This window comes from Vibrio sp. PID23_8, assembly GCF_003584965.1.
Lineage (GTDB): Bacteria > Pseudomonadota > Gammaproteobacteria > Enterobacterales > Vibrionaceae > Vibrio.
On sequence record NZ_LIXE01000007.1, the window covers coordinates 1 to 13,968 of the forward strand.

12 protein-coding genes, 1 tRNA gene, 1 rRNA gene and 2 pseudogenes are annotated in these 13,968 nt (G+C 44.9%); 13 read left to right on the plus strand and 3 right to left on the minus strand.

All coding sequences use genetic code 11. The annotated features are described in order from the left end of the window. Both rrf and AK966_RS12665 read left to right on the plus strand, forming a co-directional pair. A 5S ribosomal RNA gene (gene rrf / locus AK966_RS12660) occupies positions 1 to 102 on the plus strand; the annotation flags it as partial. An 82-nt stretch (positions 103 to 184) separates the two neighbouring features. Then, a tRNA-Ser gene (locus tag AK966_RS12665) sits at positions 185 to 275 on the plus strand. A 222-nt stretch (positions 276 to 497) separates the two neighbouring features. On the opposite strand, the gene AK966_RS12670 is transcribed toward AK966_RS12665, so the two are convergent. Continuing rightward, the gene (locus AK966_RS12670; RefSeq protein ID WP_119464274.1) at positions 498 to 854 is read right to left on the minus strand and encodes a YibL family ribosome-associated protein; all 357 of its coding nucleotides are present in this window, start codon (positions 852 to 854) and stop codon (positions 498 to 500) included. A gap of 84 nt (positions 855 to 938) precedes the next feature. Continuing rightward, a pseudogene (locus tag AK966_RS12675) lies at positions 939 to 1,583 on the minus strand (NAD(P)-dependent oxidoreductase); the annotation flags it as partial. A gap of 355 nt (positions 1,584 to 1,938) precedes the next feature. Here AK966_RS12675 and AK966_RS12680 point away from each other — a divergent pair. Then, positions 1,939 to 2,421: a murein L,D-transpeptidase family protein gene (locus tag AK966_RS12680; protein ID WP_099078343.1), complete on the plus strand. Its 483-nt coding sequence runs from the start codon at positions 1,939 to 1,941 to the stop codon at positions 2,419 to 2,421. A 43-nt stretch (positions 2,422 to 2,464) separates the two neighbouring features. Here AK966_RS12680 and AK966_RS12685 read toward each other — a convergent pair whose 3' ends face one another. Beyond that, positions 2,465 to 3,175 carry a glycerophosphodiester phosphodiesterase family protein gene (locus AK966_RS12685; protein ID WP_099078356.1) on the minus strand — a complete coding sequence of 237 codons (711 nt, stop codon included), beginning with the start codon at positions 3,173 to 3,175 and terminating at the stop codon, positions 2,465 to 2,467. Between the two features lie 269 nt (positions 3,176 to 3,444). On the opposite strand from AK966_RS12685, the gene AK966_RS12690 reads away from it, so the two are divergent. The 10 genes and pseudogenes from AK966_RS12690 (at position 3,445) to AK966_RS12735 (ending at position 13,922) form a co-directional block, all read left to right on the plus strand. Further along, positions 3,445 to 4,398, plus strand: a complete 954-nt coding sequence (locus AK966_RS12690) for a lactate/malate family dehydrogenase (protein ID WP_119464275.1) — start codon at positions 3,445 to 3,447, stop codon at positions 4,396 to 4,398. Between the two features lie 166 nt (positions 4,399 to 4,564). Continuing rightward, a complete protein-coding gene (locus AK966_RS12695; protein ID WP_119464276.1) occupies positions 4,565 to 5,230 on the plus strand; it encodes a response regulator transcription factor in 666 nt (221 codons plus the stop codon). Continuing rightward, positions 5,230 to 6,604, plus strand: a pseudogene (locus tag AK966_RS12700) (histidine kinase sensor domain-containing protein). The gene AK966_RS12695 and the pseudogene AK966_RS12700 overlap by 1 nt, the downstream one beginning before the upstream one ends. 201 nt (positions 6,605 to 6,805) lie before the next feature. Then, entirely contained in the window at positions 6,806 to 8,896 is a 2,091-nt protein-coding gene (locus AK966_RS12705) for a TonB-dependent siderophore receptor (protein WP_119464278.1), read from the plus strand. 125 nt (positions 8,897 to 9,021) lie between these two features. Continuing rightward, entirely contained in the window at positions 9,022 to 9,789 is a 768-nt protein-coding gene (locus AK966_RS12710) for a DUF3450 domain-containing protein (protein ID WP_182852669.1), read from the plus strand. Beyond that, positions 9,790 to 11,178, plus strand: a complete 1,389-nt coding sequence (locus AK966_RS12715) for a MotA/TolQ/ExbB proton channel family protein (protein ID WP_119464280.1) — start codon at positions 9,790 to 9,792, stop codon at positions 11,176 to 11,178. After that, positions 11,178 to 11,732, plus strand: a complete 555-nt coding sequence (locus AK966_RS12720; RefSeq protein ID WP_099078336.1) for a MotA/TolQ/ExbB proton channel family protein — start codon at positions 11,178 to 11,180, stop codon at positions 11,730 to 11,732. The genes AK966_RS12715 and AK966_RS12720 overlap by 1 nt, the downstream gene beginning before the upstream one ends. Further along, a complete protein-coding gene (locus AK966_RS12725; RefSeq protein ID WP_099078335.1) occupies positions 11,729 to 12,133 on the plus strand; it encodes a biopolymer transporter ExbD in 405 nt (134 codons plus the stop codon). The genes AK966_RS12720 and AK966_RS12725 overlap by 4 nt, the downstream gene beginning before the upstream one ends. Continuing rightward, positions 12,133 to 12,753, plus strand: a complete 621-nt coding sequence (locus AK966_RS12730; protein WP_119464281.1) for an energy transducer TonB — start codon at positions 12,133 to 12,135, stop codon at positions 12,751 to 12,753. Before AK966_RS12725 ends, AK966_RS12730 begins: the two co-directional genes overlap by 1 nt. Beyond that, complete coding sequence (locus tag AK966_RS12735; protein ID WP_119464282.1) at positions 12,750 to 13,922, plus strand: hypothetical protein; 1,173 nt, start codon at positions 12,750 to 12,752, stop codon at positions 13,920 to 13,922. Before AK966_RS12730 ends, AK966_RS12735 begins: the two co-directional genes overlap by 4 nt. Positions 13,923 to 13,968 lie beyond the last annotated feature (46 nt).

Consider the following 13,968-nt stretch of genomic DNA (forward strand, 5'->3'; position numbering starts at 1 on the left):
ATTTTGGACCCACCTGATTTCCATGCCGAACTCAGAAGTGAAACGAAATAGCGCCGATGGTAGTGTGGGGCTTCCCCATGTGAGAGTAGGACATCGCCAGGCTTTAATATCGCTTTTAGAGGATTCTAAAAGCAAACTAAAATTAGCATCGTTAGTGTCAGACTAAGTTTTAGTAACAATTTGCGGAGAGATGGCTGAGTGGTTGAAAGCACCGGTCTTGAAAACCGGCGTACGTTAATAGCGTACCTAGGGTTCAAATCCCTATCTCTCCGCCACTACATAGAAAGCCCGTTGAGAAATCAACGGGCTTTCGTCGTTTTGCCATTTAGCAATTTCCTTCAGTTACGTCTCCGGTTAGAAATATAACTCTCAAATGCGATGAGAAATGACCGACCAGTTCGTTGTACGGTTACTTATTGAAACTAACTGAATTTCAAGTATAAAAAAGCCCACGCTAATAGTTTGGGCTTTTCAATATCAGATGCTTGATGTGGCAATTAGAACTCTTTTGGTGCAAAACCTGTCATCACATCTAGGCGCAGCTCTTTACCCACTTTCGTTAAAGGGTGAACGATGACTAGGCCGCGAACGCGTTTCTTTAGTTTGCCGATATCAGCCTGTTCTTCTTTAGTGATTTCACGAGAGAATGGCATATCAAGCAGGCTTTTACGCTCTTTGTTTAGCTCGTAAGTTTGCTTGTGTTTTAATTGATTTAGCTTCTTCGTAAGCTCTTCAACTTCATTCGTGAATTTAGTAATCATTTCTTGATCACCACGAGAACGTGCCCCGTCAAGTTTACGCTGGCATGTATCTAGACGGTTGTGTAGCTTTTGAATATCAGTTTTAATGCTCATGGTAATTGGACTCAAATTTTTAATAGTCGAGGAGTATAGCATAGCTGAATTTCTACGCTCTACTATACTGCTTGATATCTCCATTTACTTGATTAATTCATTGCCTGAAGTCACTCCAGAGAAGAAGGCTTTGACGTTATTCAACGTAACAGAAGCAATGTTATTGAGAGCCTCATACGTGAGGAAAGCTTGGTGACCCATAAACAATACGTTATGGCATGCTGATAAGCGACGGAAAACGTCATCGACAATCACATCATTCGATTTATCTTGGAAGCACAAGTCTTTTTCGTTGTCGTAAACATCTAACCCGAGCGTGTCTATTTTGCCTTGTTTCAGTGCTTCGATTGCCGAGACAGAATCAAGCAGTTCCCCATGACTGGTATTAATGATCATTACATCATCTTTCATTTTTGCGAAGGAGTGTTCATTCAGAAGGTGGTAGTTTTCTATACTCATTGGGCAGTGAAGAGAAATGACATCCGCGTGAGTGTAAATATCTTCAATTGTACAGTAACGAGCTCCCATCTCTATTGCGAGTGGGTTTTCGTATGGGTCATAGCACAGCGGTTCCATGCCAAGCCCTTTTTAGATACGCATTGTCGCGATGCCAATTTTGCCCGTGCCGACCACCCCAACGTTTTTACCATAGAAATTAAAGCCAACTAAGCCCTCTAGAGAAAAGTTAGCGTCTCGAGTGCGTTGGTAGGCTTTATGTAAGCGGCGATTTTAAGGTCTCGTGGGTCTAAATCAAAAATCGGCAACACAAGTATACGAGCCAGGTCCCTTACTATTTGCAACGAGGGCCCTTCGGGAGCGTGTCATTGAACCGATTTATGCGTCATACAACTTGGAAAGTGCAGGCTATTACACTGCGTTGTTTTCCTTGCTTACTTTCGGTAAATAAGGAATCAATGACAGCGCTCTGAATCCTGCATCTTGAAGTCACTTGGGTATATAAAGTAAGACTTCATGGAAGCATTGAGTAGTTAAATTTGCTGATATTAAGTTTGCTTTAATATGGCCTTCTGACTAGCATTGCCTTTCTTTTGTATTCCTTTGTGTTGGTTAGGCGTTTCAAACGATGTCGATAAAGTGGTTGTCTCTATTCTTATGTTGTTTTTTATCTATGGGTGCACAGGCGGCAGTCGATCTTGTCAAAGTAGATAAATCGAAGCGCAGAATGTACTTGTTGGAAGAAGGCGTAGTCGTTAAGGAATATCGTATAGCGTTAGGGGCTAATCCTAAGGGACACAAACAAGAAGAGGGCGATAATCGTACCCCTGAGGGAGACTATACGCTTGACTACATTATCGAAGATTCAGCGTTTTACCGCTCTGTACATATCAGCTACCCAGACGCAATTGACCGTCTTGAAGCGCATCGAAAGGGAGTGTTACCTGGCGGCGATATAAAAATCCATGGTCTTAAGAATGGTGAGACGCAATCTTCTCAGTATATTCAGAGTTTTGACTGGACGAATGGTTGTATTGCAATTACTAATGAAGAAATGGAAGAGTTTATTAAGCTGGTAAAAATGGGAACCCCGATTTCCATTGAATGGTAATTTTTTCTTTCCGTAGGTTCCCGAGCGAGAGTGTAAATAGCATTTAATCCATGAATCGGCGAGGATAATCACTGAAGATACCATCCAGTTGCGGTAGGTGCTTTAGCTTCCTTGGGTTATTTACCGTATAGCACATTACTTTGTAACCGGCTTGCTGGAGCTTTTTGATCTGGCGTGCGCGTACCCAGTTAATGTTGAGGTTACAGCTATAAGCATTCACTTCTTCCAGTAATAGCCGATCTTTCTTGGTAAAAAATTCACTGAGTACCCCTAGGCGGTGACCACCGCAATGTTTATATAGTGCTTTTATGACTTCAGGGCTGAAGCTAGATAGAAGCATTTTTTCTTTAGATAGTGCCCCTTTAGCCAGTGTGTGTGCAAGCGTTTTAGCCACTTGTTCTGCGGGATGGTGGTCAACCTTAACTTCAATGTTTAAGTTGAGTTCATTCTCAGCAGCAAGAGTAAGCAACTCAGAAAGCGTCATGATTTTCTGGTTAGAAAAATCAGGGCTAAACCAACTTCCAAAATCTAAGGCCTTCAGTTGTTCTAATGTCAGTTCATCGACACGTCCTTGGCCATTGCTGCATCGGTTTACCTTATGATCATGGCAAACAACCAGTACATTGTCTTTGGTTGGTTGGACATCGACTTCGACCCAATTAAGACCGAGATCGATGGCGGCTTGAACACTGGCTCTGGTATTTTCTGGGAATTCTCCTGCCACGCCACGGTGGCCAATTAAAAGCGTTTGCATATACATTTTTACTTTGTAAGTGATTGGTTCAGATTGTACTCCTTTTTTAATCAGAACATAGGGATAGCTCAGTATCTAAAGAGATAAATCATGCTTAATTCGCGCATTTTAGGGACAAAACGCCCTTACTTAGTCGTCCTTACGATGGACAAACCTGTTGGGAATGCAACTTGAAGTAATATAAATGGTTGGACTTTTATACGCTTACCACCCATTTTTTAAAGGCAATGACTGTGTGAATACATCCTTTAATTATCAGGGAGAGCAGCATGAAAATTGGTGTGATTGGCGCAGGAGCGGTTGGCGTTGGGGTATGCAATTATCTTTTGACCCTGGGTAGCGTACGTGAATTAGTTCTATTGGATAACCATTTACAACGAGCAGAAGGGGAAGTTCTCGACTTTCGGCATACTGCTGCATTGACCTTTTCTAAGAATACACATATTACCGCTAGTGATGATTATCTGGATTTGTTGGAAGCAGATATTGTGGTTATTACCGCTGGTGCACAAATCAAACAAGGTCAGACTCGTATCGATATCGCGGAAATTAATGCAATTGTGGGGGTTGAGATCGCACACAAAGTGGAGCGAGTTGCGCCTAATGCAATACTTATCGTGGTATCAAATCCTTGTGACATTGTCGCACATTTTATTACGATGAATACGGGTTTTGATACGAACCAAGTGATCAGTAGCGGTTGTGTCATTGATACAGCACGCTTGATGAGTATTGTTGCAAATCGAGTGAACCTGGATCCTAAGAATGTCTTTGGTTATGTGTTAGGTGAGCATGGTAGTCTTTGTTTTATACCCAAGAGTGTGATTTCTATCGCTGGACAATCGGCTGATTACTATTGTGATGCTCATAATATTGAACGGATCGACGCCGATGAATTACTTGAAGCCGTAAAACAGGCAGGTTATGAAATCTTTCGCCGTAAACACAATACTGTTCATGGCATTGCAGCGAGTGTGTTTCGCATTATTCAAGCCATTAAAATTAATGAGCGCTCGGTGCTTCCAGTTGGCACCATGATGTCAGGGCAATATGACATAAATGGCGTTGTACTCAGTTTGCCTACGATTGTGGGTAAGAAGGGCGCAGACTCAGTACTGATTCATCCATTTAATGAAGATGAGCTAGAAACGCTTCAATCAATAAGTACCCATTTACGAATGATTGTTGAAGATGTCGCAAAGGCTACAGGACTAAGGATGTGATTTTCTGCTAGAAAGAGGCATATCTTACGTGTGAGAGCCCACAGGAAAGTGGGCATTTTTGCGTTTATGAGCCGCCGAAAAAAACATAAAAAGTGAGATTGTTAAATTTTCGAATGAGCAATAAAATACGAATTATTGTTATTTGCGTTTGTGTATTGGTTTTGTGATGTCTCGTGTTTTGCTCGTAGATGATGATGTTCCATTGTGTGAATTATTAGAAGCAGTATTGCAGGAAGAGGGGTATACCGTTTCGTCCGTTCATTGTGGGGAGAGTGCTCTTCAGCATATGGAAGAGATGCCGGTGGATATCGTTCTTCTTGATGTGATGTTACCTAGCCTTAGTGGTATGCAGGTTGCACGTCGTATCTGTCAGCGTTTTGCGACGCCTATTTTGATGCTGACTGCTTTGAATGATGAAAACTCGATGTTAGAGGGCTACCAATCTGGAGCCGATCAATTCATCGGCAAGCCATTTAACGTTGCAGAGTTATTGATGCGAATTAAAGCGATTCTTCGTCGAGTGGGGCTAGAGCGACAAAGACAGGTGATGTACGGCACCGTACAAAGCATCAGTGAGCAACTGAATAGCTTACCGCTTACTGGTACCGAAGCTGAGCTATTGAACTATTTAGTGAAGAATCAGGGAGTGGTGATCTCGAAAGCGGAATTGCAAATCAAGGTATTGAAGAAAGAGCTTTGTCCTTTCGATCGTAATTTAGATATGCATATCAGTAATATCCGCCGAAAATTAGTGGGTGCTGGTCTATCGAAGCAGCACATTAAGACGTTTCGTGGCAAAGGCTACAGCTACCTTGAGGTTGTGGCTAGTTGATGAAATTGGCTTGCCCTCCTTATATTGTTCAGCGTAAAGGTAGTCTTGCTTTCCAGCTCTTTACTTACATGACCGCCATCGTTTTTAGCATTTTGGCCGTTCAGGCGGTCGCTGAACAAGCGTTAGTCAGGGCCATGTTGAAGATCCCTCTGAGTGTAAAAGCAGAAATGTTGGATCTTGCCCATCAAGCGAATGTTCTTATCGAAGATGGTGATATGGATGAGCTCGCAGATTGGGCGAGTGCACAGCACTTCTATTTGTTTGTCTTGGATGAAAACTATCAGCCGTTAACGCATCGAATGATGCATCCATACTTTGAATTTAAACTGAGATTCAAAAGAAGCCTTGATGAGCAACTCGAAGGTAGAGTAAGTCGACCGATCATCAATATTCCCTTAGTGAATAACAATAGCTTAGTTATTAAATTGCCTCACCAGTTGCATCCGGATCATGATTTTGTTTTGTATTTCAGAGTGTTAAAGGTAGTGATTGCGGCGGTGATATTGGCGCTGTTTTCATTGCTTCTAGCAAGACATTTGCAACAACCATTGGATCGATTAAGAGAGGCGAGCAAAAAGCTAGCGAATGGGGATTTTAATGTCAGTGTCGTAAATGAGTTGAAATCCAATATTCGCGAGTTTAACGAGCTAGCTCGTGACTTCGATAATATGACTAAAGAGATGCATTCTCTGGCTGAAAAGCAGCGTCGTCTGATTCGTAACGTTTCTCATGAGCTTCGTACCCCACTTGCTCGTCAAAACTTAGTCTTACATCTATTGCGTAAACGTGTTGGGGAAAGCGAACAAAGTTTAGTGACACGGCTAGAAGAAGAATCCAACGAACTGAATCATTTGATCGGTGAAATCATAGAATTTAGTCGACTGGAGAATGCACATTACGGCACAAAAATAACGTCCAGTGATTTAGAAGAGTTACTTGCTCCTCAAGTGGAGCGTTGTAAGATCGATTTGAAACCAGCGCAAGCATTGACATTTGTTTGTGATGCAGTGAACACGACTGTGCAATGTGATGAAAATTTAGTGCTACGTTGTTTGAACAACTTAGTAGGAAACGCCATTAAATATGCCGGCGATTCTGCGCGAATAGACATTTCACTAGCGGATAAGAATATCGAAACACATCGTGAAGTCATTATCACTATTGCTGACAATGGTCCTGGTATCCCTGAGGGTAAACTTTCGGATATCTTTGATCCATTTACTCGATTGGACGCCTCCCGAGACAAAAAGCAAAGCGGTTATGGGCTAGGGCTTGCCATTGTAAAGGAATCGATGCGAATGATGGGAGGCACCGTTACTGCATCTAACCGTGATGAAGGGGGGGCTTGTGGTTACCTTGTCGTTTCGACAATAACAAAGTAGCGAAATGATAGAGGGGCTCAGCTACTTGCTCAAAAGAGCTATGAATTCCGATCTCTCTACACAACAATCCAAATGCAAAGAATGTAAATTTAATGCTAATGGTAATTATTATCATCTATATTCGCGCCTAAAATAATTCAAAGGGAATCGCACTGGTGGAATGTGTGGCCCGAAAATAACCGGAGTGAAGGATATGTTTACTAAGAGCCAGTTGGCATTAGTGATCGGTGCAGTGCTAGCAGCGCCTGCAGTGGCAGAAGTTCAAAAAACAGATGAGCACTTAGTGGTAGAAGGGCGCGAGTTCGGTTACAAAGCCGATACCAACAGTACGGCAATGCGCATGGAAATGATGCAACTGGAAACGCCAGGGCAAGTGGCTGTGATTGATGAAGCGGTTATCGATGAGCAACGTGCCAGCACATTAGGTGAAGTCCTGAAAAACGATGCGAGTGTCAGTGCGGGAGGCACAAGCCGTAACCGTGAGCGTTTCTCGTTGCGTGGCTTTGAACTGAGCAGCTCGGATGGCTTCCTGCGCGATGGGAGCCAGCACTGGTCACACTACCGTCAACCAATTGAGCTTTTAGAGCGAGTTGAAGTTCTTAAAGGTCCTTCAGGTCTCCTTTACGGCAATTCTGAACCAGGCGGCCTTATAAACATGGTTTCGAAGAAGCCAACAACAGAAACACAAGCTCATTTGAGCCAAGATATTGGTTCAAATGATCACTCTCGCACAGTGTTGGATGTGAGTGGCGCACTTAACGAAGCAGAAACGCTGCGTGCGCGTGCGATTCTTGCTAAAGAGAGCTACGGCTCATGGCGTGAATACGGTGATGGCACTAAGCCACAGACTGACCGCGTAGTAGGTGGTCTGGTTGTGGAATACGACATCACGGAAGATATCATGGTGTCGGCTCACTATGACCGTACTAAAGATGACGGAAGTGTTGATTCAGGTGCATACATTGTGGACGGTAAACCAGTCCGTGGTGATAAGTACATCTGGGATGCACAATGGTCAAAAATTGACAACGATGTAGAAAACTACGGCATCGATATCAATGCGCAAGTGACAGATAGCGTAAATGTGAAAGCGGGTTATAACCGTCAAGACTTCGAACGTTTTGATGTGGAATCTTATCCAAGTTTCAGTAAATACGCTCAAGATAACAAGATCATTCATTCAGGAAATGAGCGTACAGATAATTGGGTATTTGATACGGCGTATTTAGATGTGACCACAGATTTTTCTCTGCTTGGTAGTGAAAACACATTTTTGATCGGTGCTAACTATTTAGACTACAAATATGACCGCTTTCAAGAATACTACTCAGCAGTTGAAATTGAACCTGGTCAGACTGTTCCTCGCCCTGGTTACTCAGGAAAAGCAAAAGAGTCTACATCTGAGTACGATACTTGGGGTATCTATGCGCAAAATATGATGACAATTAACGATCACTGGCAAGTACTTGCGGGGGTTCGTTACGATGAAAAGCGCACTGATGAGCATACTGAAAGCCAAGTATCACCAAAGCTAGGTGTGATTTTCCACCCAGCAAGCAACGGCTCGATTTACGTCCAGTACTCTGAGAGCTTTATGCCTCAAGGTACAGTTAATAGCACTGATTACACTAACGATGGTGAAGATCTAGAAGCCGAACGTGGACTCTCTTACGAAGTGGGCACAAAGTGGGAATTGTTTGACGAGCGTCTATACGTTACGGGGGCGTTTTTCGATATCACCTTAGAAAACATCGCGTTGGATGTTGAATACGGTGTGAATGCTAGTGGCGATGTGATGTACAAGAAGACTCAGGATGGTGAGCAAGTACACCGTGGTGCAGAAATCTTAGTGCAAGGTTTTGTGACGGATGCGCTTTCACTAACGGCCTCTGCCATGTACTTAGATGCGGAAATCACGCAAAGTGCGGATTACAAAGGCAATCGCCCTGCAGACGTTCCTGAGTTTTCAGCAAGTGTTTGGTCTAGCTACAACGTTCACAGTAACACCGATGTAAACCTAGGTTTATTTTATGAAGGTGAGCGCTACGGAGACGCAGCGAACACATTTAAGAAAGATGGGTATGCTCGCATTGATATGGGCGTGGCGTACACATACAAGTATGATGAGAACTTGGATATCGTGACTCGACTCAATGTGGAAAACGTGTTTGATACTCATTACTTCGCTGGTGGTGGTAGCACGAATAGCCAACAAGCAGGAGCGGGTGAGGTCGTGATCGGCGAAGGCCGAAATTATGTGGCGACAATCCAGTTCAAGTACTGAATAAGCTGACGAAGAAAGGGGAGGGGTAGGCTTCCCCTTTGCTATACCCAAGTAATTTTCGTTGAAACGCGAACCTTGAGATTACTTGGGTATAGTGTTTCTAGAATTAAGATATGTAAACTCGTATGAATCTAATGAAATCAAGTATTGCGTTGTTGCTCTCATCGGTTTTGATTCCCGTTCACGCGGAAAATCTTAACGATGCACAAGCCATGCAGAGTAAAACTAACCAAGCGTCGGCAGTGAGCCAAAAGCGCATTGATATAAGTGCAGAAAAAGCGCTGACTTTAGAAGCTGAGATTGAACAGCTGCAGGAAGAAGTCAGCAATTTGACAATTTATCGCAACCACCTCGCGAGCCTTGTTGATAGCCAAAACCAAGAAGTAGAAAGTCTTAACGAGCAAATTGGGCAGATTGCTCAGACTCGTCAAGGCGTGGTGCCTTTGATGTACCACATGCTCGATGGTCTTAAAACGATTGTGGCGGAGGATAAGCCAATTCGTAAGGCGCAGCGTGCAGCGCGTATCGAAAAACTCGATGCTATGATGATCCGCGCAGATGTCGCAGATGCTGAAAAATTCCGCCGTATTTTAGAAGCGTACCAAATTGAAATGGATTACGGCACTAAGGTCGGTGTTTACCAAGGTAAGATCGCCTTGGGTAGCAAGGACCAAATTGAAGCTGATATTCTTTACCTAGGCCGCGTATCGCTTATTGCACGTAGCTTGTCAGGTGAACATTTCTGGCGTTGGTCACAGCAACAAAATGTGTGGCAAGCGGTTGATCCTAATCAAAAGTCAGATCTCGATAAAGCCTTTGCGATGGCAAACAAACAGATCGCACCGAGCATGCTTACTTTGCCTGTGTCTCTAAACGTTGCGGAGGGCAAATAAATGATGAAGAAATGGCTATCGGTCGCATTGATTTCTTGTACTGCGCTTCTCTCTCACGCCACATTTGCAAGCGATGCTCAAGCTTCAGCGAACAAAACCTTGCTGCAGAAAGCGCAACAAGAAAATCGTCAACAACAGTCGCACAACGTCGCTCGTGAGTCTGGCTTTATGCAAACCCAACAAGAGCTGCAAGCAATGAAAAACAAGCTTGTGGCTGAGCGATCAGCGCTGCAAGCAGAAGCCGATACACTAGCGGTGACGTTCAGTGAAAATGAAGCGGAACTTGCGCAGTTAGAAGAAAAGCTACGCCTTGAAACTGGCAGCTTGGGTGAGCTATTTGGTGTGGTTCGTCAAAATGCTAAAGAGCTGGAAGCAGAACTTAAGTATTCTGTTACTGGTGTAGATGCAAACTCATACCAGCAAATTATCGACGATATCGTTGCCGCTAAATCACTACCAACGTTGCCGCAGCTTGACGCGATGTGGCGCAGTATGGAAGAGCAAGTTAACGCAAGTGGTGAGCTGGCGAAGGTGTCATTCACTCTGCTTGATGGTGAAGGTCGTGAACAAACGGTCAACGGTGTTCGCCTTGGCTCATTGGCGCTGCTAAGTGACGCTGGTTACGTGAAGTGGAACGGTCAACGCGGTGATGCGGTGAATTACCTTCGCCAACCAGAAAATGGTCCAACAGCAAGCAGCTTAAAGACCGGTGACATCAACTCAGTGGTGATTGACCCCTCTCGCGGCATACTCCTTGAGCAACTAGCAAACTCGCCAACGATGGCCGATCGCCTGAACGCTGGTGGTGTGGTTGGTCAGATCATTCTTGGCTTGTTAGCGATTGGTTTGATCATTGCGTTGGTTCGCTGTGTATCACTAATGATTGCCCGTCATAAAATCGCCAAACAGCTTAAGAATCCAACTCAACCAGAAGATAACCCACTTGGTCGTATCCTTGCGGTATACCAAAAAGACAAACATCGTAGCGTTGAAGCATTAGAGCTTCGTTTATTAGAAGCGGTGGTGGATGAGCAAACGCATCTAGAAAAAGGTTTGTCGATGCTGAAACTGCTTGCGGCACTGGCACCGATGCTTGGTCTACTGGGCACGGTAACAGGCATGATCGAAACTTTCCAAGTGATCACTCAGTTTGGTAACGGTGATCCGAAAGTCATGGCTGGCGGTATCTCAATGGCACTTGTTACCACTGTACTTGGCTTGGTTGCTGCGATGCCGCTGCTTCTGGCACACAACGTATTGAGCTCTCAAGCTGAGAACATTCGCAATATCCTTGAGAAGCAGGGCATTGGTCTTGTGGCAGAGCAAGCGGAGCGTGATATGGCAAAAGGTCAAAAAGCACCGAACACTGTAGCGGAGAACGCAGCGTAATGGAGCAGATCCTACTCAACACATTGGGTTTGATCAGTCAGGATTGGGCCTCAACTTTGATGCGCTTCATGCAACAAGGTGGCCAAATTCTATGGTGGTTGGCAGCCGTTGTTGCGGTGTGCTGGTTACTGGTGATGGAGCGTGTTCTTTACCTAACAACGGAATTTCCAAAGGTGAAGAAACAGCTTTTTAAGCAGTGGTCAGCAAGAGCCGATCATCACTCTTGGTACGCGCATCAAATCCGCGAAGGATGGATTGCCAAAGCGCACATTGAACTGAACCAAAACCTTTCAACCATCAAAGTACTTGTGGCGATCTGTCCAATGCTTGGTCTATTGGGAACGGTGACTGGCATGATCACGGTGTTTGATGTGATGGCTACACAAGGCAGCAGTAATCCAAAATTGATGGCTTCGGGTATTTCACTTGCGACGCTGCCAACCATGGCAGGTATGGTTGCAGCACTTGCTGGCATGTTTGTGCATGCGCGCTTAAGCAAGGTGTGTGAGCGCAAAGCCCTCCAGTTAGAACAATCTTTAAGGAGTCAGAAGTGAGACTCGGACGTAGAACTCATCGACAGGATGAAGCACAGATCGACTTAACCTCGATGCTGGATATTGTCTTCATCATGTTGATTTTCTTCATTGTGACTAGCTCATTTGTGCGAGAGTCTGGTGTGGAAGTGAATCGCCCCCAAGCATCGAACGTGGTTAGTCAAAAAGACGCGGGCATTTTTATCGCGGTAACCGCAGCAAATGACGTGTACATCGATAAACGTTTGGTAGATATCGAGCGTGTGGAAGCCGCCATTGAGCACCTATTGCTTGAGCAGCCAGACGCGTCGCTTGTGATTCAAGCTGACGAACATGCTTACAACGGTACGGTTGTGAAAGTGATGGATGCGGCAAAGGGTGCAGGCGTGAAGAACATCGCGTTGGCGGCGGAGAAACCTTAATGGGCAGGCTGTTACTCGCACTACCAGCGTCAATAATGATTGCGGTGAGCCTGTTTAGCTTTATGGCGTGGATGATCGATAAAGGCAATCAACGTGCACCTAAACCTTCGGAGGCGGTGCGCTTTGATATGGTGATGGTAGAGAACGATGCTGATGTGCAACGTCGTCAACGCGCTGTACCTGAGCAGCCTGAACCACCAAAATCGCCAGAGCCGATGAATTTGTCTCAAGCTGCAACTCAAGCAGAGCCAATGAGCCAAGTAACGCCAATCAGTGCATTGGGTCTGAACACCGCACTGGATGGTATTGCGATCAGTGCACCGAACCTGAAAGGTACCATGGGTAACCAACAGGCAATGATGCTATACAGCCCAGAGCCTCGCTATCCAAGTAAAGCGGTTAAGCGGAAGATAGAAGGCTACGTGACGATGCGCTTTACAATCGATGCGACAGGCCGCCCTAAAGATATCGAAGTGATTGATGCTAAGCCTAAGAGAATGTTCGAAAAAGAAGCCATTCGTGCATTGAAGAAGTCGAAGTATCAGCCGAAAGTCGAAAACGGTGTTGCGGTCGAGCGCTTTGGGCAAACCAGAAGAGTGGAGTTCAAGTTAGCCAAATGATGAAGCAATTCTTAATTGGTGCAGTATTAAGCCTGAGTGCTTTTACCACTGTCGCGAATGAACTGAGTCAGTACACAGCAACTCGCGTTCAGCGTGCTCATAACCTAGCGCAAGAAGAAAAGCTGCAAGAAGCCATCTCCACGCTTGAAAGCCTCGACTTATCTCGCGAATATGATCAAGCGTTTGTTGCTCGGATGCTGGGTATTTTCTATTGGCAAAATGAGCAAGTTAAGCCGGCTATCAAACAACTGGAGAGCGCAGTAAATAGCGGTCTTTTGAACGACGAGCAAGCTTGGCAAACACGTAAGATGCTGGCCGACATGTTGCTCAACGAGCAGCAGTTTACTAAAGCTCTGCCTCACTACTACGACTTGAGCAAATCAGTGTCAAAGAAGCAAAAATCGCACGATATTTGGTTGCGTATCGCACAGTCCCACTATCAGCTAAATCAATGGAACAAAGTGCTTTCTGCGATGGCTCGATACGAGAAGTTGGGTCTGCCAGATAAGATGGCACCACTGTCGATCAAATTGTCTGCGGAACTTGAACTGAAAAAGTGGCAACCCGCAATAGGTACGATCAAACGTTTGATAGCGATTGAGCCAGAGCGTGTGGAGTGGTGGCGACAACTTGTTGCGCTTTATTTGCGAGTGGATGATGACAAGCGCGCACTTGACTCTCTAGCCCTTGCTAAATTGCAAGGCGTTACCTTGAATCAAGATGACTTGAAACTTCTTGCTCAGCTGTATGGCAAGCGTGGTATCCCGGAGCGAGCAGCGAAAGTGTTGGCTGAGTTAAATGACATTAACTCAGACAGCAAACTGAAAGCACAACAAGCGACGTATTGGCAAATAGCGAAAGAGTGGCAGAAGTCGATTGATAGTTGGCGCGTAGCAGCCAAATTGGATCGTCAATACTATTGGAATCTGTCGCAACTGTTAGTTCAGGAAGGTCATTATCAAGATGCGCTTGTCGCTTTAGATAACGTTCCTGGACGCAAAGCGGATGTCGCATTGGTGAAGACTCGTGCGTACTATAAATTAAAGCGACTCGACGATGCCCTCGCTAACGCGAAACGAGCCAATGAGATTGAACCATCCACTCAAGCAGATAGTTGGGTGAAATACCTCTCTCAATTGCGTCACGCAAAAGAGAGTCAAAGCGGCTAGTCTGTTATTGAAAGAAGCCTAAAGACCTGAGTGCAAGCTCGGGTCT